The following is a 20,764-nucleotide window of genomic DNA, read 5'->3' as shown; positions in this document are numbered from 1 at the left end:
CCCCCTCCGGGTGCCCGTCCGCGCCCCGATCCGGGTCCCGGCCCCGGTCACCGGAACCGGCACGGACCGGTTCGCGGCAGCCCTTCCGGCCCCGCTCGCCGACACCGCCCCTGTCACCGTCCGGGCCCGGCCCCCCGTCGCCGCCCCGGAGCGGTTCGCGGCCGCCCTTCCCGCAGCCGTCCCGCCCCGGTTCGCCGTAGCCCTCCCCCGGCCCGCGCGGGTCCTGGCACCGGTCATGCCGCAGGTCCAGGCCCGGCCCGCCGTCCTCCTGCGTGTCGTGCCCGCCCTCCTCCTCCCGGTCCGCCCCCGGCGCGGAGCCGGTGGCGGTCCACCGCACCTCCGCCCGCCCGCGCTCCCCCGACCCCCCGGCGCTCACCGCTGCCCCGCCGCCACCGGCACCCCGCGCTGGACGCCCGTCCGCAGTTCCAGGGCGACCGCCACATCGCAGGCGGCCGGGCGGTCCGCGCCGCGCAGGTCCGCCACGGTCCACGCGACCCGCAGCACCCGGTCCAGGCCACGGGCCGTCAGAGCTCCGCGCTCCAGGTCGCGCTCCGCCGCCGCCAGTGCCCCCGGAGCCGCCGGCAGCCGGGTACGCAGTTCGTGGCCGGGCACCTCGCTGTTGGTGGTCCACGGGGTGCCGGCCAGCCGCTCGGCCGCCCGCGCCCTGGCCTCCCGCACCCGTGCGGCGACGACGGCCGTCGGCTCGCCCCGGCCGCCCTGCCCCAGGAGGTCGGCGCGGCCCACCGGCTCCACCTCGACGCGCAGGTCCACCCGGTCCAGCAACGGCCCGGACAGACGGGCCTGATAGCGGCGGACCACCGAGGGCGGGCACTCGCAGCCCGCCCCGGTGAGGGTGTGCCGGCCGCAGGGACACGGATTGGCGGCCAGGACCATCAGGAAGCGGGCGGGAAGACGCACCACGCCCGCCGCCCGTGCGACCACCACGTGCCCGGACTCCAGGGGCTGGCGCAACGCGTCCAGCGCCTTCCCCGAGAACTCCGGGGCCTCGTCGAGAAAGAGCACTCCCCGGTGGGCCAGGGACACCGCTCCGGGTCTCGGGATCCCGTTGCCCCCGCCGATCAGGGACTGCATGGTCGCCGAGTGGTGCGGGGCGCAGTAGGGCGCGCGGGAGACGAGCGGTTCACCAGGGTGGAGGATGCCCGCCACCGAGTGGACCGCCGTCACTTCGAGGGACTCCTGCCGGGTCAGCGGCGGCAGGACCGCCGACAGCCGCTCGGCCAGCATGGTCTTGCCCGCGCCCGGCGGGCCCGTGAACAGCAGATGGTGTCCGCCGGCCGCCGCCACCTCCAGCGCCTGCCGCGGCCGTGGCTGGCCCGCGACGTCCGCCAGGTCCGGTCGGTGCCCGTCACCCCCCACGGCGAGTCCGGTCCCCACTCCCGTACCGGGGAGCATCAGCCCGGCCGAGAGGGTGTCGGGGCGCCCCTGGGCGTCCGCGGCCTCGTCGGGCACCGGTTCGTCGCACAGGACGGCGATGAGCTGGCGCAGGCTGCGGACCCCGAGGACCGAGACGCCCGGCACCAGCGCCGCCTCCCCGGCCGACTGCTCGGGGACGACGACCTGCTCGTACCCTGCCTCGGCGGCGGCCAGGACGGCGGGCAGCACACCCCGCACCGGACGGACCCGGCCGTCCAGGCCCAGTTCGCCGATCATCACCACATCGGCGATCACAGCGGGATCGACCCGCCCCGCCGCCCCGAGCGCGGCGCACGCGACGGCGAGGTCGAACCCCGACCCGCTCTTCGGCACGGAGGCCGGGGAGAGCCCGACCGTGAGCTTCTTCTGCGGCCACTCGGCCCCGGAATTGACCACGGCGGCCCGGACCCGGTCCCTGCTCTCGACCAGGCTCTTGTCCGGCAGGCCCACCAGGGTGAAGGCCGCCACACCCGGTTCCAGGTCCGCCTGGACCTCCACCACCACCCCCTCGACGCCGACCAGCGCCACGGAACACGCACGAGCGAAGCCCATCAGGACACCCCCCGCGCGTGCTCCGTGACCGGTGCTCCGTGCCGGGGCACGATCACTCCGATCAGGTCGATGCGGGCCCCTCCGGGCGGCGGCCCCTCGTGCTGGTCGAGCCAGATCTCGGCCAGTCGGCGCAGCCGGTCCGCCTTGGCCGGGCCGACCGCCGCCATGGGGTGTTCGAACCCGCCCGACCGGCGGGTCTTCACCTCGCAGAAGACCAGGGCGTCGCCGTCCCTGGCCACGATGTCGATCTCTCCGGCACGACAGCGCCAGTTGCGCTCGACCACCGTCATTCCGGCTCCGGCCAGCAGCCGCGCCGCCAGATCCTCGCCGTACCGCCCGAGTGCCCCCCGTGCGTTCATATCGGCACCACCTCCGGCACCGACTGTGACCCGGCCCGCAGAAAGATGTGGATCTTGGTGGACAACCCGGCGGATGGGGAAAACCCGGCCACCCTCACGGGTGACCGGGTCTCCACTGCAACGCTCGTATCGGCGGCCCGCTCGGCCACGGTGGCCGGCCGGGGACCGCGTGGGGTCAGCCTCCCGGAAGTTCCAGATCGCTCTTGTTGAGCTCTTCGATGTTGACGTCCTTGAAGGTCAGCACGCGGACCTGCTTGACGAACCTCGCGGGTCGGTACATGTCCCAGACCCAGGCGTCCGCCATGGACACCTCGAAGAAGACCTCACCCTGGACGGAGTGCACCTGCATCTCGTAGTCGTTGGTGAGGTAGAAGCGCCGTTCGGTCTCGATCACATATTTGAACAGACCGACGACATCGCGGTACTCCCGGTAGAGCTTCAGCTCCATCTCGGTCTCGTACTTCTCGAGGTCCTCGGCGCTCATGGCATGTTTCCCCTTCAGCCGTGCGTGCCCCCATTGTGCGTCAGCCTCGGGCGTCCCCGAACGATTAGACGATTTCGGGGGCCAGAACCAGCGGATCGCGCGGGGGACCCTCGTCGAGGAGCGTGCGCAGCAGCTCGGCGAGTCTGGTCGGGTACACCGTCTCACGCGTCGAGAGCAGTTCGGCGGAGGTCCACCACCTGAGGCCGGCGATACTGCGCCGCTCCAGGTCGGTGAGGCCCAGCGGGGCCGTGTCGGTATGCGTCGTACGGGCCAGGTAGTACCACTCGTCCTGGTTCCAGCGCCGCCCGTCGAAGGGGAAGGAACAGATCCGGGTCCAGAGCGGTGGACCCAGCTCGATGTCCGTGATGCCGGTCTCCTCGGCCAGTTCACGGCGGGCCGCCTGTTCACGGCTCTCGTCGCCCTCCAGGCCGCCGCCCGGGGTGAACCACCAGGCGTCGGCCGGATCGTCCGGCTCGTGGCCGTGGAGCAGCAGGACGCGGTCGTCGGGGTCCAGCAGGACCACGCGGGCGACCTTGCGGGCCTCGGCCCCGGAGGTCACCGGGCCCCGCCGGCGGTCGTCCTGCGACGGCCCGGGCGCGCCGCCACGGGCCCGTACAACGCGCCGCAGAAGATCAGGACCGCGCCCACCACGATCGCGCCCAGCTGGAGCGGCAGGGGCCCGGCGGCGGACACCCCGCCCGGCAGCGCGGCGAACGAGGAGGGCCGGTCGATCATGCCGTCCATCGGCCAGGCCACCGCGTCCACCCGTGCCCGCACCGCGCTCAGGGGTACGGAACCCTGACCGGGGTCCTGGAGGTGGACCCGCGAGTCCAGGGAGGTGGCCCGCTCGTCGCCGAGCAGGAAGATCTTGCCGCGCGGAACGGTGGCGGAGAAGTCCTCCGGCGCGGCGGGAGCCTGCTTGCCGCCCGTCGCGGCCGGGCCCCTGCCGAGGTACGGCTCGTCGACGGGGGTGCCGTCGACGGTGAGGCGGCCGCTCTTGTCACAGCAGGCCACCTTGTCGCCGCCGACGCCGACGACGCGCTTCACCATCGGTGTGGCGCCCCAGACCTCGTCGGTGAAGACCACCACGTCACCGCGGCGGACCTCGGCGCCGTCGATCCGTTCGGCGAGCACCCGGTCGCCCGGCTGCACCGTCGGGGCCATGGAGTCGGTCGGGATCGTGTACGGCTGGTAGACCACCGCCGCCCAGGCGAAACCGCCGAGGAAGAGCACACAGCCGACGGCCACGGCCAGACCCGACACCATGGCGCCGAACCGGCCGCGGCCGTCCTGCTCGCTACGCGTACCGCTCATCCCAGCGCTCCCCCGTCGGAGATCGACAATCGCTGATCCGAGTCGGCACCCTACCCGGCGGTACGCCCGGCGGTCAGCCTCCGGCGGCGCCACAACACGAGGGGGAGCGCTCCGGCTACACCGAGTGCCGCCGGGGCCATCACGGCGGCCGCGTTCAGACCCGGCTGGTCGAAGGTGTCGGGGACCGGGAGGGTGGCCCAGCGGCCCACCGGCCAGGCGACGACGACCGCGCGGCCGACGACCTCGTCGTTGGAGACCGTGCCCTGCCCCGGAAGCTCCTGGTGGTAGCGCGAGTCCAGGGAGTTCTGCCGGTGGTCGCCCATGACGAAGATCCGGCCGTCCGGCACCGTGATCGGGCCGAAGGGCTTGTCGTTGCAGGGGGTGTTGCCCGGGAAGATGAACGACTTCTCGTCCAGGCTCTTCCCGTTGACCTTCACCGGCCCGTTCTCCTTGCACTCCACGGTATCGCCGCCGACCGCGACGACCCGCTTGATCAGGTCCTTCTCCTCGGAGGACGGCATGAGGCCGATGAAGCTCAGGAACTTCTGCACCGCGTTGGGCTCCGGGGTCGCGGTGTCCTCCAGCCAGCCGCCTGGGTCGTGGAAGACCACGACCTCGCCGCGCTCCGGCTCCGAGCCGAACCACGGGGTCAGCTTGTCCACCAGCACCCGGTCGCCCCGCTGCAGCGTGTTCTGCATCGAGTCCGAGGGAATCGAGAACGCCTGGACCAGGAACGTCTTGATCAGCAGCGCCAACACCAGCGCGATGCCGACGAGCAGCGGCAGCTCCACCCAGAAGGACCTCTGCTTCTTGGGCGGCCTGCCGACGCCCGGGGCCGCCCCGTCATCCTCCGGCGGGACCGCCGTCCCGCCCGCGGGAGACTCGTCGCGCTCCGGCCGGTCCTCGGGTTCGTCGTGTCCGGATCGTGCGCCGACCGCCAAATCCCCCACATCCACTCCTCAGTACGTACCACTGCCCGCGCCCGATCCGGTGCAGGCCCACCACTCCCATAACGAGCGGGAGTTCCGCAGGGGTCGGGAGCCGGACCATTCCGTCGCGATCCGGAGGTGCCACACTATGCGACGGGACCGGACCGGCCGCTTCCGATGCCCGCACTCCGGGGATCGCGGAGAAGGCGTCGCGCTCCTCCAGGGTGCTCCAGTGGCCGAACGGCCAGGCGATCACGACGGCCCGCCCCACGACCTCCCGCTCGGAGACCGTGCCCCGGTCGGGTTCGTCGAGGTGGAAGCGGGAATCGGCCGAGTCGGACCGGTGGTCGCCCATCACGAACAGCCGGCCCTCGGGGACCTTCACCTCGAAGGGGATGGTCGACGGCCGGTCGTCGGGGTGGAGGTACGTCTCGGCCGGCGGTACGCCGTTGACGGTGACCCGGCCGTCCTCGCCGCAGCACTTCACCGTGTCGCCGCCGACCGCGATGACCCGCTTGATCAGGTCCTGTTCGTCGTCGGAGGGCAGCAGCCCGACGAAGGTCAGCGCCTCGGTGACCTGCTTGACGCCGATCGGCGGGTCGTCCCTGTCCCCCGCGTTCTCCTGCCGCAGCCAGCCGCCGGGGTCCTTGAACACCACGACGTCGCCGCGCTGCGGTTTCGAGCCGAACCACGGGGTCAGCTTGTCCACCAGCACCCGGTCGCCGATCCGGATGGTCTGCTCCATCGATCCGGACGGGATGACGAACGCCTGGACCAGGAACGTCTTCAGGACGAGCGCGATCAGGAGCGCCACGGTGACGAGGACGGGTATCTCCTTCACCGCCGACCTGCGGCGCTTGCGGCGGACCTTCCGGGCCAGCTTGCGACGCTCCGCCCGCGTGGGCAGCGAGCGCGGCCGGGTGGGCCTGGTCCCGGTCGGCAGGGACGCGTCCGGGTCGGACGCGCCGCGCGGACGCCCCCGGTTACCCATGCGCCGCGCCGGGAGCCGGTACGCCGGCGAACGCGTCGGTCCCCGCCGGCGAACCCGTCCGGCCCGGCGGCCAGCCCAGCCAGTCCACCCGGCCCGACACCCGCTCCACCGGAACCATTCCACCGCCGGGCGATCCGAGGTGGTCCCGCGAGTCGCTGGAGCGGCTGCGGTGGTCGCCCATCATCCACAGCGCGCCGCCGGGCACCACGATGTCGAAGGGCACGCGGGAGGCGGTGTCACCCGGATACAGATACGGCTCGTCCACCACCGTCCCGTTGACCGCGAGCCTCCCCCGCGCGTCGCAGCAGACGACGCGGTCGCCGCCCACGCCCACCACCCGCTTCACGAAGTCGGTGTCGGCCGGCTCGGCCAGCCCCAGGGAGGCAGCCGCTCCGCGTGCCGCCCCGGTCAGGGAATCGGCGTCGGGGTCCTCCCGTACGAACGAGCCGGTGCCGTCGAAGACCACCACGTCTCCGCGCTCGGGCTCGGCGCCGAAGCGGTACGCCAGCTTGTTCACCAGGAGCCGGTCGCCCACCTTCAGCGTCGGCTCCATCGAGCCGCTGGGGATCAGGAAGGGCTGGACCACGTAGGAGCTGCACAGCAGCAGGGCCGCGGTGGCCAGGACGGCCCCGGCGAGCACCCGCCGCCAGGGCAGGGCGGCCACCAGGCGGGCCCGCGTACGCGAGAAGCGCGACCCCTCCCCGGACCCCGCGTCGGGTTCCGAGGAGCGATCGCGCTCCGTGTGCTGTGCTGGGGTGTCCATAGCGGCCGAAGCTTATCCGGCCGGGCTGTGGACGGGTCACCCCCGGGGGGATGGCCGGGCGACAGCTCAGTTGTCGCGCTTCTCCTTGATCTTCGCGGCCTTGCCGCGCAGCTCACGGAGGAAGTACAGCTTGGCGCGGCGGACGTCACCGCGGGTGACGAGCTCGATCTTCTCGAAGATCGGGCTGTGCACCGGGAAGGTGCGCTCGACGCCGACGCTGAAGGAGACCTTGCGGACCGTGAAGGTCTCGCTGACGCCCGCGCCCTGGCGGCGGATGACAACACCCTTGAACTGCTGGATACGGGAGCGGTTGCCCTCGATCACGCGGACGTGGACGTTGACGGTGTCACCCGCGCGGAACGCCGGGACGTCCGAACGGAGGGTCGCGGCATTGACGCCATCGAGCAGGGAAGCCATGGTTTCTGCTTTCTTCGCCGATGCCACAGGTCATCGACGGAATGTCGTGGAGAGTCAGGAGAGCTGATCACATCGGGAGGGCGTCTTTCCCCCTGTGGCAGGGGCGCCCACCGGACGTACAGCAGCGGCCTATTCTTCCACGGCGGTGGGCCTGCGCCAAAATCGGCCGCCGGGCTCGGGGGCGAAACCGAGGATGGACAGGATCTCGCGGTCCTTCTTGTCGAAGGCGCTCGCCTCGCACCGCTCGATCAGATCGGGCCGGTTGAGGGCGGTACGGGCGAAGGCCTGGTCCCGCCGCCAGCGCGCGATCTTCCCGTGGTGCCCGCTGAGCAGGACGTCCGGGATGGAGCGGCCGCGCCACTCGGGCGGCTTGGTGTAGACGGGGCCCTCCAGGAGGTTGGCCATCGCGCCGGGGGCGAAGGAGTCGTCCCGGTGGGACTCGGCGTTTCCGAGGACGCCGGGCAGCAGCCGGGCCACCGCCTCCGTGATCACCAGCACGGCCGCTTCCCCGCCGGCCAGCACGTAGTCCCCGATGGAGACCTCGACGACCCGCAGCCGGGTGGCGTACTCGTCGATCACCCGGCGGTCGATGCCCTCGTACCGAGCCGGGGTGAAGACGAGCCACGGCTCGGCGGAGAGTTCGACGGCGAGCTCCTGGGTGAACGGCCGCCCGCTGGGCGTGGGCACGACGAGGACCGGGGAGTGCGCCCCGGCCTCGTAGCCGTCGGCCAGGGCCTCGTCCAGGGCGTCACCCCAGGGCTCGGTCTTCATGACCATGCCGGGGCCGCCGCCGTAGGGGGTGTCGTCGACCGTGTTGTGCCGGTCGTACGTCCACTCCCGCAGATCGTGGACATGGACGTCCAGCACGCCCCGCGCGCGGGCCTTGCCGACCAGGGAGACGTTCAGCGGTTCCAGGTACTCGGGGAAGATCGTGACGACGTCGAGCCGCATCAGGCGTCGCCCCTCGACGCCTCGCCCGCGTCCCCGGACGCCTTCTCCGTGTCCCCGGCGAGGGCCTCCTCCTCGTCGCGGGCGGAGGCGATCACGGCCTCGCTCTCGTCGATCAGGCCGGGCGGCGGGGTGATGACCGCTCGCTGCTCCTCCAGGTCGATCTCGGTGACGATCTCCTCGACGAAGGGAATCATCACCTCGCTGCCGTCGGGGCGCTCCACGATGAACAGGTCCTGCGAGGGCAGGTGGGAGATCTCGGTGATCCGGCCGATCCCGGTGCCGTCGGCGAGCACGACGTCGAGGTCGATCAGCTGGTGGTCGTAGAACTCGTCCTCCTCCTCGGGCAGTTCCTCCGGGTCCACCTCGGCGATCAGCAGGGTGTTGCGCAGGGCCTCGGCCGCGGTGCGGTCGCGCACGCCCTCGAAGCGCAGCAGGAGCCTGCCGCTGTGGACCCGGCCCGCCTCGATCGTCAGCGGGCCCGTCGCCGCCGGTTCCGTGGCCAGGACGGCGCCGGGGCCGAGCCGCAGCTCCGGCTCGTCCGTTCGTACCTCGACGGTGACCTCGCCCTTGATGCCGTGGGCGCGGCCGATCCGCGCGACTACCAACTGCACGCTGTTCTCCGATGGGTGGGGTGGGGACGTCCGTCCGTCGCGCGGAGACGTCCCGGTGGCCGACGACAAAGGCCGGGGACGGCCCGAAGGCCCTCCCCGGCCCTGGCCGGTGTTCAACTCGCTGATCAGCGAACCTGGTCCACATCGACGAGGTCGACACGGATACCGCGTCCGCCGATGGCACCCACGACCGTACGCAGGGCGCGAGCGGTGCGGCCGTTACGGCCGATCACCTTGCCGAGGTCGTCGGGGTGGACCCGGACCTCCAGCACGCGCCCGCGCCGCAGGGTGCGCTCGGCAACCTGCACGTCGTCGGGGTTGTCGACGATGCCCTTCACGAGGTGCTCGAGAGCCTCCTCGAGCATGCTCAGGCCTCGGTCGACTCGGTGGACGCGGCAGCGTCGGCCGCCTCGTCCGCCTTCTTGTCGGACTTCTTGGCCTTGGGCGTGATGGCCTCGCCCTTGGCCTCGTCGCCGTCCGCGGACAGCGCCTCGAACAGGGCACGCTTGTCAGCCTTGGGCTCCGGCTGCAGCAGCGGCGCGGGGGCCGGGAGACCCTTGTGGGCCTGCCAGTCACCGGTGAGCTTCAGGATCGCGAGAACCGGCTCGGTCGGCTGGGCGCCGACGGACAGCCAGTACTGCGCACGCTCCGAGTTGACCTCGATGCGCGAGGGGTTCTGCACCGGGTGGTACAGGCCGATCTCCTCGATGGCCCGGCCGTCACGGCGGGTACGGGAGTCGGCGACGACGATGCGGTAGTGAGGCGAACGGATCTTGCCCAGACGCTTCAGCTTGATCTTGACTGCCACGGAAGTGGTGTCTCCTGGTCTATGACGTGGTTGGGCACAACAAGATGCCACGTGGGGTTGCGGTACTCGGAGTGCCCGATGGACGCGTCAGCCGGAGGAGAGAGGGGTCCTGTGCGGCTGTCGAGTACAGCTAGCCATTGTGCCACACCACATCGCCTCACCCCACCGCGACCGCCGCTTCCGGGATACGGAACGGCTTGCCGCAGCCGCCGCAGACGATCGGCGCCTGCGCCAGGACCGACGGGACGACACGGACGTTGCGTCCGCACTCGCAGACGGCCTTGACCCGCACACCGCCCCCGGAGGAACCGTGCCGGGCGGCAGGTCCGCGGAAGGAGCGCTTGGTGTCGGCGGCGGTGGCGACGGTGTGCGCCTTGAGGGCGCGCTGCAGCCGTTCGGTGGTCGGACGGTACCGGCGCTTGGCTTCCGGATTCAGCGTGACCAGCGAGAATCCGCTGCTGGGGTGGGGTTCCTCGGCGTGGTCGAGGCCCAGCTCCTCGGCGATGGCGAGGAAGCGTCGGTTGTGGTAGCGGCCGGCGCGGGACGTGTCTCGGACTCCTCTCGCTGCGGCGATGCCGTGGACTGCCTCGTGGAGCAGTCGCTCGAAGGAGAGCTCGGCGCCACAGGCGGACGAGGACTCTCCGATCAGGGACTCTGGGGCGGCGAGATCGGGCAGCTCGGGGTGGTACCGCTGAATGTCGGCCCACGCCTGCGCCAGCTCTGCGGCAAGTACAGGTGGTGTCGTGCTCACGTCGTGACAACGAGCCCGAGTGCTCCGGTGTTCCTATTCCGGGGCATCCCAAATAATTTGCACGTACCAGTCAGTCGCCCTTGATGCGTCCGGACGAGGGCGGGTACGCAGAACTGCGGAGAAGACGCACAGCTCGCACCAAGGTGGTGCACAGCGTGCGGTACGCCGGGAGGCTCGCGCCCACGGCGCACGGGCGACCGGCGCCCCTGCCGGATCCGCCCGGAAGACTACCCGCGCGGCCCCTCGACGTGCCCGGTACCGGGTGTCGGGTAAGACTGGTCGGAGAGCAACGCGGGACGGGGCGCACGACCGGGGCACGCAAGCACTGCTCCACGACCCCTGGACGGGACGGCGGATGCGCAGTTCTCTGACTACGGGGTGCGGAACACACGCACACGGGGGACGTCCACTCGGGCACGACCGACCTCTTGGCGGATTGGGGCACTTTCCATGACACCAACGCTCGTCCGGAACCAGCCGTACGCGGACGTCTCCGCGCCGGCGGACGCCGGTACCCGCGCACGCGACTGGGCCGAGATCCAGGAACGCATGCTCGCTCCCCTGCACGGAGCCGTCTACGACCGGCTGGAGGTCGGGGCCGCCACCCGGATGCTCGCCCTCGGCTGCGGCTCGGGCCTCGCGATGCTCGTCGCGGCGGCCCGCGGGGCGCAGGTCACGGGTGTGGACTCCGACCGGGAACGCCTGGCCCTGGCCCGTGCGAGGCTGCTGCCCGGCGCCGACTGGGACGACGCGCACGCCCGGCACCCGGCCGGGGGCCGGGCCCGGCTGCTGGAGGACGGGCGGCCGGCGCCCGCCGGCGCGGACGGGGCTCCGTACAACCTGATCACGGTGTTCGAGCCGATCGGCTGCGCGGCCGGGGACTCCGAGGGGCTGGTGCCGGCGCTGCGGTCGGCCGTCCCGCTGGCCGTCCGGGGCGCCTCGGTGGTGCTGACCGGCTGGGGCCCGCCGGAGCGCTGCGCCACGGCGGACGTGCTGCGGGTGGCCGCCCGGCTGACGGATTCGGCGCCGCCGACGCGTACGGAACCGGGCAGGTGGCGGCCCACCCTCCGGGACGACCTGGAGGACGTGGCGGCGCGGGCCGGGCTGCGGCCGGACGGTTCGGGGCGGGTGTCCTGCCCGTTCGGCTACGCGGACGTGGGCAGCGCGGTGCGCGGGCTGCTGTCCACCGGCCTCTTCGACGCCGCCGTACGGGCCACGGACCGTTCTCAGGTGGAGAAGGAGGTCGCGGAGGCGCTTCACCCGCATCGGCGGCCGGACGGCACGGTGTGGATGCCGAACGTCTTCCGCTATCTGATCTGTGTGACGTGAGCGTCTCCGTGAGCCGGGGACCCGCACGCGTGACCTGAACCTCCGTACGACCCGGCCGGGAGCGTGCGCCGGACACGCGTAAGGGGCGCCCTCTCTCAAGGGCGCCCCATACGCACGGGTGCGTCGTGGCGGCTACATGAACTTCTTGAACTCGTCCGGCAGCTCGAAGTTCTTGCCGTCCTGGGGGGCGGGCAGTCCGAGGGCGCCACCGTTCTGGGCCGCCTGCTCGCGGCGGGCCGCCGCCGCCTGCTCCTCGGCCTTGCGCTTCATGGGGTTGCCGCTCTTGCGCTTGCCCTTGGCCTGCTTGACCTGCTTCTTCTGCCGTCCGGGACCACCACCCATGCCCGGCATGCCCGGCATACCGGGCATGCCGCCGCCCTGGGCCATCTTCGACATCATCTTGCGGGCCTCGAAGAAGCGCTCCACCAGGCTCTTGACGACGGAGACCTCGACGCCGGCGCCCTTGGCGATACGGGCCCGGCGGGAGCCGTTGATGATCGTCGGCTCGGCGCGCTCCTTGGGCGTCATCGACTTGATGATCGCGGCGGTGCGGTCGATGTCGCGCTCGTCGATGTTGTTGATCTGGTCCTTGATCTGCCCCATGCCGGGCAGCATCCCGAGCAGCTTGGAGATGGAGCCCATCTTGCGGACCTGCTCCATCTGGGCCAGGAAGTCGTCGAGGGTGAAGTCCTTCCCACCCTTGCTCGACTGGAGCTTGGAGGCCATCTTGGCGGCCTCTTCCTGGCTGAACGTCTTCTCCGCCTGCTCGATCAGCGTGAGCAGGTCACCCATGTCGAGGATGCGGGAGGCCATCCGGTCCGGGTGGAACGCGTCGAAGTCCTCCAGCTTCTCGCCGTTCGACGCGAACATGATCTGCTTGCCCGTGACGTGGGCGATCGACAGGGCCGCACCACCGCGGGCGTCACCGTCGAGCTTGGAGAGCACCACGCCGTCGAAGCCGACGCCGTCGCGGAAGGCCTCGGCGGTGTTGACCGCGTCCTGGCCGATCATCGCGTCGACGACGAAGAGGATCTCGTCGGGGCTGACGGCGTCGCGGATGTCCGCGGCCTGCCGCATCAGCTCCTGGTCGATGCCGAGGCGGCCGGCGGTGTCGACGATGACGATGTCGTGCACCTTGGCCTTGGCGAACTCGATGGAGTCCTTGGCGACCTGGACCGGGTCGCCGACACCGTTGCCCGGCTCGGGGGCGTACACCGCGACGCCGGCGCGCTCGGCGACGACGCTCAGCTGGTTGACGGCGTTGGGGCGCTGGAGGTCGCAGGCGACGAGCAGCGGGGAGTGGCCCTGGCCCTTGAGCCAGAGGCCGAGCTTTCCGGCCAGCGTCGTCTTACCGGCGCCCTGGAGGCCGGCGAGCATGATCACGGTGGGGGCGGTCTTGGCGAACCGCAGCCGCCGGGTCTCGCCGCCGAGGATGGAGACGAGCTCCTCGTTGACGATCTTGACGACCTGCTGGGCGGGGTTCAGCGCCTGGGAGACCTCGGCGCCGCGCGCCCGCTCCTTCACGTTGGCGATGAAGGTCCGGACCACGGGCAGGGCGACGTCGGCTTCCAGCAGGGCGATACGGATCTCGCGTGCCGTGGCGTCGATGTCCGCCTCGGACAAGCGGCCCTTGCCCCTGAGGTTCTTGAAGGTCGCGCTAAGGCGGTCGGAGAGAGTATCGAACACGGCGCTCGTCGGTCCTCAGGGTCGGGGTCAGGGGCAGGTCGATCGCCCTCCAGGGTATCCGCCCCCCGGACAACCCCGGGCCCTCGCCCGGGACCTTCCGGGCGAGGGCGGTTGCCGTGCGGTCAGTTGAGGGCCTTCTCGACCTCGCGGGCCACCTCGGCGGCCCGTTCCGGAGGCAGCGGTTCCCCGTCCGCGCCGGTCACGTAGAAGGCGTCCACGGCGTTGGCGCCGAGGGTGGAGACATGGGCGCTCCGCACCCGTACCGCACTGCCCTCCAGGGCCCGGCCGATCCGGTGCAGCAGGCCCGGAGCGTCCTGGGCGCGGACCTCGATGACGGTGGCCCGGCGGGAGCCCGCGGCGGCCACGGAGACCCGTGGCGGCGGGGCCTTGACCCCGCGCCTGCGGGGGTAGGCGGCCTCCCGTTCGGCGAGCCGCGCCCGGATGTCCAGGGAGCCGTCCAGGGCGCGTACGAGGTCGGCGCGGAGGCGGGCGGCCTGCGGGAGGGACCCGTAAGCGGCGGACACCCGCCAGCTGAGCAGCAGCAGGTCCGCCCGCTCCCCCACGTCGTCGGGCAGTTCCAGCGCGCGCAGATCCGCGGAGCGCACGGTGAGGCGGTGCAGGGCGAGGACGCCCGCCGCGGCGGGCAGGACGCCGGGACGGTCCGGCAGGGCGATGAGGAGTTCGACGCCGACCGGCGCCACCTCGCCGTCCCCGTGGGGTTCCTCGGTGCGGGTGCGCAGGGTGAGGACGGGGCCGCCGGTGCGCAGTGCCTCGACGGCGAGGCGTTCGTGCTCGGTGCTGGGGGCGCCCTCGGCGGGCTCCTCGGGAAGCTCCCCGGCGAGAACGGCCGCCACGCGTCCGACGAGGTCCGCGACGAGGGAGGCCCGCCAGGAGCTCCAGGCGGCGGGCCCGGTGGCCAGCGCGTCGGCCTCGGTGAGGGCGTGCAGCAGCTCCAGGGTGGAGGCGTCGCCCACGGCCGTGGCGACCGCCCGCACGGTGGCGGGGTCGTCGAGGTCGCGCCGGGTGGCGGTCTCGACGAGCAGGAGGTGGTGGCGGACGAGGGTGGCGATGACGCCGGTGTCCTGCTGGTCGAAGCCGATGCGGGTGGCCATGTCGCGGGCGATGACCTCGCCCGCCACGGAGTGGTCGCCGGGCCAGCCCTTGCCGATGTCGTGGAGGAGGGCGGCGACCAGGAGGAGGTCGGGGCGGTGGACGCGGCGGGTGAGGGAGGCCGCGCGGACGGCCGTCTCCACGAGGTGCCGGTCGACGGTCCAGGTGTGGACGGGGTTGCGCTGGGGGCGGCAGTGCACGCGTTCCCAGTCGGGCAGCAGCCGGGTGACGATCCCCTCCGCCTCCAGCGCCTCCCAGACGGGGACGGTGGCCTCGCCCGCGCCGAGCAGGGTGACCAGTTCCTCGCGGGCCTCGGGGGGCCAGGGCACCGGCAGCGGCCGGGCGGTGGCCGCCAGGTGGCGTACGAGGTGGCGGGAGAGCGGGAGCCCGGCCTCGGCGGCGGCCGCGGCGGCGCGCAGGGTGAGGACCGGGTCGCGTTCGGGGCGGGCGGCGCGGGCGAGGACCACTTCGCCGTCCGCGTCCACCACGCCGTCGGCGAGCGGGGTGCGTTCGGGGGCGGTCCTGGAGCCGAGGCCGCCGCCGAGCAGGGCGCGGAGCTTGGGGCGGGCGGAGCGGGCGCGCAGGACGCGTTCGACCTCGCGCCAGGTGACGTCGGTGGCGTACGAGACCGTCCGCGCGGCCTCGTAGACCTGGCGCAGCAGGGTGTCGGCGTCGAGCAGGCCGAGCGCTCCGGCGACCTGGTCCTGTTCCTGGAGGGCGAGGCGGTCGGTGGCGCGCCCGGTGGTGAGGTGGAGGGCGTCGCGGGTGTCGAGGAGGGTCCGGCGGGCCCGGTCGAGCCCTTCGCGCGGGGCGTCCGCGACCCAGGAGGCGGCCACCGCGCGCAGGGCGGTGGCGTCGCGGAGACCGCCGCGGGCCTCCTTGAGGTCGGGTTCCAGGAGGAACTGCAACTCGCCCGCCCGCTCGGCGCGTTCCCGGCCGAGTTCCAGGAGGGCGGGGAGGCGCTTGGGGGCCTGGTTGCGCCAGTCGGCGAGGATCGCGGTGCGCAGGGAGGCGACGAGGCCGAGGTCGCCGGCGACCGGGCGGGCGTCGAGCAGGCCGAGCTGGACCTTGAGGTCCTCGCCCGCCGTCCTGCGGGCCTCGCCGGGGGTGCGTACGGAGTGGTCGAGGGCGAGGCCCAGGTCCCAGACCGGGTACCAGACGGCGTCGGCGAGGGCCGCGAGGGCCGCCCGGTCGGCGTGGCCGTCGTGCAGGAGGAGCAGGTCGAGGTCGCTGCGCGGGGAGAGCTCACCGCGCCCGTAGCCGCCGACCGCGACCAGGGCGGCACCGCGCACCCCGGTGCGGACGGCCGCGGCGGTGAACAGGCCGGTGAGCCAGTCGTCGGTGAGGCGGGCGAGGGCCGCACGGCGCGGCGGCCCGGACCGCGCCTCCTGCTGGAGGAGGCGCAGCCGGGCCGCCGCGTAGCCGCTGGGTCCCTGGTCTTCGGTCTCGGTGGTCACTTCGGTACGCGTCACCCGGCTGCCTTCCGTTCGTGGACCGTCGGTCAGAGGGCGTCCGGGCCGCGCTCGCCGGTCCGCACGCGGACGGCGGTGTCGACCGGGACGCTCCAGACCTTCCCGTCGCCGATCTTGCCGGTGCGGGCGGCCTTGACGACGACCTCGATGAGCTGTTCGGCGTCCTCGTCCTCGACGAGGACCTCGATGCGGATCTTGGGGACCAGGTCCACGGTGTACTCGGCACCCCGGTAGACCTCGGTGTGGCCGCGCTGCCGCCCGTAGCCGCTGGCCTCGGTGACGGTGAGCCCCTGGACGCCGAAGGCCTGGAGGGCCTCCTTGATCTCGTCCAGCCGGTGGGGCTTCACGACCGCGGTGATGAGCTTCATGCGTCCACCTTCTTTGCCTTCGGTGCTGCCGTCGGGGCGGGTGCGGGGGCGGTGGTGCGGGAGACCGAGCCGCCGCCCGCGCCGCTGAAGTCGTAGGCCGTCTCGGCGTGCTCGACCTGGTCGATGCCGGAGACCTCGTCGTCCTCGGAGACCCGCATGCCGATGGTCCGGTGGATCACCAGGGCGATCAGCGCGGAGACGACGAGAGAGTACGCGAGGACCGCGACGACGCCGACGACCTGCTTGCCGAGCTGTTCGAGGCCGCCGCCGTAGAAGAGGCCCTTGGCGTCGGACTGGACGCCTCCGGTGGCGAAGAAGCCGACCAGGACCGAGCCGATGACGCCGCCGACGAGGTGGACGCCGATGACGTCGAGGGAGTCGTCGTAGCCGAACCGGTACTTCAGGCCGACCGCCATGGCGCACAGGACTCCGGCGATGACGCCGATCGCGAGGGCGCCGAGCGGGCTGACCGAGCCGCCGGCCGGGGTGATGGCGACGAGGCCGGCGACCGCGCCGGAGGCGGCGCCGAGGGTGGTGAAGGTGCCGTGGCGCAGCTTCTCGTAGATCAGCCACCCGAGGACGGCGGCCGCGGCGGCGACCTGGGTGTTGAGGAACATGACCGCGCCGACGCCGTCGTCGTTGCCGAGCCAGGACCCGGCGTTGAAGCCGAACCAGCCGAACCACAGGAGGGCCACGCCGAGCATGACGAGCGGCAGGCTGTGCGGCCGCATCGGGTCCTTCTTGAAGCCGACGCGCTTGCCGATGACCAGGATGACGCCGAGGGCGGCCGCACCCGCGTTGATGTGGACGGCCGTGCCGCCGGCGAAGTCGATGACTCCCATCTCGAAGAGCCAGCCGCCGGTGCCCCAGACCCAGTGGGCGACGGGGAAGTAGACGACGGTGACCCACAGGACCACGAAGAGCGCCCAGGCGGTGAACTTCACCCGGTCGGCGAGCGCACCGCTGATCAGGGCCGGGGTGAGGACGGCGAACATCAGCTGGAAGGCGGCGAAGACGTACACCGGGATGGTGTAGCCGTCCCAGAGTTCGGTGACGCCGATGTCGCCGAGGCCGACGTAGCCGGAGCTCCAGCCGATGACCGAGCCGACGTCGGAGCCGAAGGCGAGGCTGAATCCGTAGAGCACCCACAGGACCGTGACGATCCCGAGGCTGATGAAGCTCATCATCAGCATGTTGAGGGTGCTCTTGACGCGGACCATGCCTCCGTAGAAGAAGGCCAGGCCGGGGGTCATGAGCATCACCAGGGCCGAGCAGATGAGCATGAACCCGGTGTTGGCGGCAGACAGCTCGGGGGCGTCTGCGGCAAGCGTCGTGATGCCTGGGGGCATCGGCGTCTCCTCGTCGTCGGAGCGGCCGCGGCGTGCGGGGGAAGGCTGCGGGACCACTGGGATACGGTGCGGGCCGTTATGAGCCACGAGATTGGCTCAGAGCCGTTTCGTGGGATGCCGCACGATGTTTCCTGGGCGTGACGAAGAGGGATCGCGTGTTACGGGCGGATGAATCCCGGATGGCGTGCCCGGTCGCCGCCTACCATGCGGCGTACGTCGTCCTGGCGCTTCCGGCCCGTGGCCCGCCGCGCGGCACACGCCGCACACCGCGCGGCACACGCCGTACACACCGTGGCGGCGCCGCGCCGGGGCGGCGGAGACGAAGCCGGCCGCGGCGCTCCTCCGTGTGACCGGGCGATGGGGGAGCCGGGTCGGGGTGTACGGGAGGGGGCGCCGCGGCCGGGGCCGGGGGCCGGTCAGACCGCTTCGGCGGTCTCCGGGAGCTGTTCGTGGAGCAGTTCGGTGAGCCGGGCTACGTCGGCGACGTCGCCGAAGTCGCGGGCGGCGGTGTCGACGGTCTTGCGCAGGCGGGTGTTGACGCGTTCGGAGCGGACCTTCTTGGCGATCCTCAGGGCGCGGGTGGCCAGCACGGTGGACCGTTCCGGCTCGCGCTGGAGGAGGTGGACGGTGGCCATGCCGATGAGGTTGAGCGCGTAGGAGCGCTGGTGCTCGTCGTCGTCGCCGAACAGCTCGACCGCCCGCTCCATGACGGGTTCGGCGAGCGAGGCGTAGGTGGGGCTGCGGCCGGCGACGTAGGCCAGGTCGCGGTAGGAGTGGGCGTTCTCGCCGTTCAGCTCGGCCTCGGAGAAGAAGCGGATCCAGTCGGGCTCGGGCTCACCGTCGAGGCCGGCGTCCAGGAAGGTGTCCTCGGCCATCCGGACGGCCCGCTTGCACTTGCTGGGCTGGCCCATGTTGGCGTAGGCGCGGGCCTCCATCGCATACAGCATCGCCTGGGTACGGGAGGTGGCGCAGTCACGACTGCCGTACTGGGCGAGGTGGATCAGTTCCAGGGCGTCGTCGGGGCGGCCGAGGTGGATCATCTGGCGGCTCATGCTGGAGAGGATGTAGCTGCCGAGCGGTTTGTCACCGGCCTCCTTGGCCGCGTGCAGCGCGAGCACGAAGTACTTCTGGGCGGTGGGCTGGAGGCCGACGTCGTAGCTCATCCACCCGGCCAGCTCGGCCAGTTCGGCGGCGCAGCGGAAGAGCCGCTGGGCGGTGGGGCCGGGTTGGGGCTCCTGGAGCAGGTCGGTCACCTCGTGCAGCTGCCCGACGACGGCCTTGCGGCGCAGTCCGCCTCCGCACTGCGCGTCCCACTGGCGGAACATCGCGGTGGTCGACTCCAGCAGGTCCAGTTCGGGCGGGGAGAGCCGGGAGGGGCGGGGCTCGGCGGCCGGGGCCTCGGGCTCGCCGGAACTCTGGGCGGGGGCGGGGACCAGCCAGCGCTGCATGGGCTCGATGAGGGCGGGCCCGGCGGCCAGCGCCAGCGATGAGCCGAGGAAGCCGCGCCGGGCGAGCATCAGGTCGCTGCGGGAGAACTCGCTGAGGAGGGCGACGGTCTGCGGCCCCGCCCAGGGCAGATCGACCCCGGCCACCGAAGGCGACTGGTGGGCGGTGCGCAGCCCGAGCTGTTCGACGGCGACGACGGCGCCGAACCGTTCGGAGAACAGCTCGGAGAGGATGCGCGGGATCGGCTCGCGCGGCTGTTCCCCGTCGAGCCAGCGCCGCACGCGGGAGGTGTCGGTGCTGATGTGGAGGGCGCCCATCTGCCGTGCGCGCCGGTTGACCTGGCGGGCCAGCTCGCCCTTGGACCAGCCACTGCGCACGAACCACGACCCCAACTGCGTGTTGGGCCGCTTTCCGGCATCCGTGCCGTCTGCGCCGCTGCCACTCACTGGAACGCCCCCATCCCGCCGAAACCTCATCGCGCGAACCACTATCAGAATGCCGTGCATCGGAGCTGCCCGTACGAGAGTTCACCACCCTCGAACAGGAAATCGGATTGCCTGCGGCATACCCGCAGGCCCCATCTTTCCAGGGTTCGCGTACCGACGGTAATCCTACGATCACCGGTTCCGCGACGGGAGTTGAGGAAACGCCACCATTCGCCACCCCTTCTGATGAACCCGATCGCCGCTGAGCGCGCTTGACTTGAGCGAACAGGGCCGAGGGCGAGCAGGAAGAAGCATTCAGGGGCGCGCGCACCGTGTCGCACTCCCTTTCACGCTCCCGCGTACGCCACTCGATCGAGTTCAGCGACGGAGGGTTGCCCGAGCGGCGCGGGTCGTAACCAGCGGCGAGGCGGACCCGTTGGAGGGGGCATGGGCTTCACTATCGGCGGCATCCGGGAGATGCGATCCGGTGCGCGGCGACGCCACCGCGGCACCGCGGGCACAGCGGTGGCCGAGTACACGGGTCTGTGGGGCTGGGCGGTGCGGCCCGGAGCGCGGGCCGCGGCCGGCGCCTGCTCGTGCGGCGACGCGGACTGCCCGGCTCCGGGGGCCCATCCCCTGGACTTCGCCGCCGAGGTCCCGGCGGGCACCGGCCTGGACCGTGCGGCGGACGCCTGGGCCGGGACGCCGGGCGCGGCGATGCTGCTGCCGGTGGGCCGCGCCTTCGACGTCCTGGAGGTCGCGGAGCAGGCCGGGCGGCGCGCGGTGGTGCGGATGGAGCGGATGGGGTTGCCGCCGGGGCCGGTCGCGGTGACGCCGACCGGGCGGGCGCAGTTCTTCGTCGCCCCCGGAGCCGCCGCCGAGCTGCCGGCACTGCTCTACCGGATGGGCTGGGACGACGCGCGACTCGACCTGCGCGCCCTCGGACCCGGTGCGTACGTCACCGCTCCGCCCTCCGATCTCGGCGGCCTCGGCCCGGTCCGCTGGCTGCGGACCCCGGCGCTGGACACGGCGGCCGCTCCCCCGCAGGCGCGGCTGCTGCTGGGGACGCTGGCGTACGTCTGCCACCGCTCGTAAGCCGTACGGCAACGGGCCGCGCGGCCGGTACGGAAACCCGTCGCAGCGGCACGGAGGCCGGACGCGGGCGGCACGGGGACCACTCCCGCGGCGGCACGGAAACGGCGGACGGGCGGCGGC

At 72.5% G+C, this 20,764-nt stretch carries 21 protein-coding genes; 2 read left to right on the top strand and 19 right to left on the bottom strand.

The annotated features are described in order from the left end of the window. Nucleotides 1–372: 372 nt before the first annotated feature. The 14 genes from QFZ71_RS23345 to QFZ71_RS23280 form a co-directional block, all read right to left on the bottom strand. Entirely contained in the window at nt 373–1,986 is a 1,614-nt protein-coding gene (locus QFZ71_RS23345; RefSeq protein WP_307670111.1) for a YifB family Mg chelatase-like AAA ATPase, read from the bottom strand. Further along, a complete protein-coding gene (locus QFZ71_RS23340; RefSeq protein WP_307670110.1) occupies nt 1,986–2,345 on the bottom strand; it encodes a YraN family protein in 360 nt (119 codons plus the stop codon). The genes QFZ71_RS23345 and QFZ71_RS23340 overlap by 1 nt, the downstream gene beginning before the upstream one ends. 175 nt (nt 2,346–2,520) lie before the next feature. Next, nucleotides 2,521–2,829, bottom strand: a complete 309-nt coding sequence (locus tag QFZ71_RS23335) for a DUF2469 domain-containing protein (protein ID WP_003965949.1) — start codon at nt 2,827–2,829, stop codon at nt 2,521–2,523. 64 nt (nt 2,830–2,893) lie between these two features. Beyond that, nucleotides 2,894–3,388 (bottom strand): NUDIX hydrolase, encoded by a 495-nt coding sequence (locus QFZ71_RS23330; RefSeq protein WP_307670109.1) that lies wholly within the window; start codon nt 3,386–3,388, stop codon nt 2,894–2,896. Beyond that, on the bottom strand, nt 3,385–4,143 hold the full coding sequence (lepB, locus tag QFZ71_RS23325; RefSeq protein WP_307670108.1) for a signal peptidase I: 759 nt from the start codon (nt 4,141–4,143) through the stop codon (nt 3,385–3,387). Before lepB (QFZ71_RS23325) ends, QFZ71_RS23330 begins: the two co-directional genes overlap by 4 nt. Nucleotides 4,144–4,193: 50 nt before the next feature. Continuing rightward, nucleotides 4,194–5,084: a signal peptidase I gene (lepB, locus tag QFZ71_RS23320; RefSeq protein ID WP_307671555.1), complete on the bottom strand. Its 891-nt coding sequence runs from the start codon at nt 5,082–5,084 to the stop codon at nt 4,194–4,196. After that, nucleotides 4,987–6,063, bottom strand: coding sequence for a signal peptidase I (gene lepB, locus QFZ71_RS23315; protein WP_307670107.1), 1,077 nt, complete (start codon nt 6,061–6,063; stop codon nt 4,987–4,989). Before lepB (QFZ71_RS23315) ends, lepB (QFZ71_RS23320) begins: the two co-directional genes overlap by 98 nt. Beyond that, nucleotides 6,056–6,826 (bottom strand): signal peptidase I, encoded by a 771-nt coding sequence (gene lepB / locus QFZ71_RS23310; protein WP_307670106.1) that lies wholly within the window; start codon nt 6,824–6,826, stop codon nt 6,056–6,058. Before lepB (QFZ71_RS23310) ends, lepB (QFZ71_RS23315) begins: the two co-directional genes overlap by 8 nt. A gap of 66 nt (nt 6,827–6,892) precedes the next feature. Beyond that, complete coding sequence (gene rplS / locus QFZ71_RS23305) at nt 6,893–7,243, bottom strand: 50S ribosomal protein L19 (RefSeq protein ID WP_307670105.1); 351 nt, start codon at nt 7,241–7,243, stop codon at nt 6,893–6,895. A 129-nt stretch (nt 7,244–7,372) separates the two neighbouring features. Beyond that, nucleotides 7,373–8,194 (bottom strand): tRNA (guanosine(37)-N1)-methyltransferase TrmD, encoded by an 822-nt coding sequence (gene trmD, locus QFZ71_RS23300; RefSeq protein ID WP_307670104.1) that lies wholly within the window; start codon nt 8,192–8,194, stop codon nt 7,373–7,375. Beyond that, nucleotides 8,194–8,805, bottom strand: coding sequence for a ribosome maturation factor RimM (rimM, locus tag QFZ71_RS23295; RefSeq protein ID WP_307670103.1), 612 nt, complete (start codon nt 8,803–8,805; stop codon nt 8,194–8,196). Before rimM ends, trmD begins: the two co-directional genes overlap by 1 nt. 125 nt (nt 8,806–8,930) lie before the next feature. Further along, a complete protein-coding gene (locus QFZ71_RS23290; RefSeq protein WP_003965959.1) occupies nt 8,931–9,170 on the bottom strand; it encodes an RNA-binding protein in 240 nt (79 codons plus the stop codon). A gap of 2 nt (nt 9,171–9,172) precedes the next feature. Continuing rightward, the gene (gene rpsP, locus QFZ71_RS23285; RefSeq protein WP_018488710.1) at nt 9,173–9,613 is read right to left on the bottom strand and encodes a 30S ribosomal protein S16; all 441 of its coding nucleotides are present in this window, start codon (nt 9,611–9,613) and stop codon (nt 9,173–9,175) included. Between the two features lie 157 nt (nt 9,614–9,770). Beyond that, nucleotides 9,771–10,364 (bottom strand): hypothetical protein, encoded by a 594-nt coding sequence (locus QFZ71_RS23280; RefSeq protein WP_030197522.1) that lies wholly within the window; start codon nt 10,362–10,364, stop codon nt 9,771–9,773. A 450-nt stretch (nt 10,365–10,814) separates the two neighbouring features. Between QFZ71_RS23280 and QFZ71_RS23275 the strand changes: the two genes are divergently transcribed. Further along, nucleotides 10,815–11,693: a methyltransferase domain-containing protein gene (locus tag QFZ71_RS23275; RefSeq protein ID WP_307670102.1), complete on the top strand. Its 879-nt coding sequence runs from the start codon at nt 10,815–10,817 to the stop codon at nt 11,691–11,693. 132 nt (nt 11,694–11,825) lie between these two features. On the opposite strand, the gene ffh is transcribed toward QFZ71_RS23275, so the two are convergent. The 5 genes from ffh to QFZ71_RS23250 all read right to left on the bottom strand — a co-directional run bounded on the left by ffh (nt 11,826) and on the right by QFZ71_RS23250 (nt 19,570). Then, the gene (ffh, locus tag QFZ71_RS23270) at nt 11,826–13,379 is read right to left on the bottom strand and encodes a signal recognition particle protein (protein ID WP_307670101.1); all 1,554 of its coding nucleotides are present in this window, start codon (nt 13,377–13,379) and stop codon (nt 11,826–11,828) included. A gap of 122 nt (nt 13,380–13,501) precedes the next feature. Then, nucleotides 13,502–15,961: a [protein-PII] uridylyltransferase gene (locus tag QFZ71_RS23265; protein WP_307670100.1), complete on the bottom strand. Its 2,460-nt coding sequence runs from the start codon at nt 15,959–15,961 to the stop codon at nt 13,502–13,504. Nucleotides 15,962–15,990: 29 nt separating this feature from the next. Beyond that, the gene (locus tag QFZ71_RS23260) at nt 15,991–16,329 is read right to left on the bottom strand and encodes a P-II family nitrogen regulator (protein WP_006127894.1); all 339 of its coding nucleotides are present in this window, start codon (nt 16,327–16,329) and stop codon (nt 15,991–15,993) included. Next, complete coding sequence (locus QFZ71_RS23255; RefSeq protein ID WP_307670099.1) at nt 16,326–17,678, bottom strand: ammonium transporter; 1,353 nt, start codon at nt 17,676–17,678, stop codon at nt 16,326–16,328. The genes QFZ71_RS23260 and QFZ71_RS23255 overlap by 4 nt, the downstream gene beginning before the upstream one ends. 416 nt (nt 17,679–18,094) lie before the next feature. Beyond that, nucleotides 18,095–19,570 carry a hypothetical protein gene (locus QFZ71_RS23250; protein ID WP_307670098.1) on the bottom strand — a complete coding sequence of 492 codons (1,476 nt, stop codon included), beginning with the start codon at nt 19,568–19,570 and terminating at the stop codon, nt 18,095–18,097. A 426-nt stretch (nt 19,571–19,996) separates the two neighbouring features. Between QFZ71_RS23250 and QFZ71_RS23245 the strand changes: the two genes are divergently transcribed. Then, nucleotides 19,997–20,644 carry a bifunctional DNA primase/polymerase gene (locus tag QFZ71_RS23245; RefSeq protein WP_307670097.1) on the top strand — a complete coding sequence of 216 codons (648 nt, stop codon included), beginning with the start codon at nt 19,997–19,999 and terminating at the stop codon, nt 20,642–20,644. Nucleotides 20,645–20,764: the final 120 nt, after the last annotated feature.

Source organism: Streptomyces sp. V2I9, assembly GCF_030817475.1.
Classification (GTDB): Bacteria; Actinomycetota; Actinomycetes; order Streptomycetales; family Streptomycetaceae; genus Streptomyces.
This window is presented reverse-complemented; position numbering and strand designations above follow the sequence as displayed.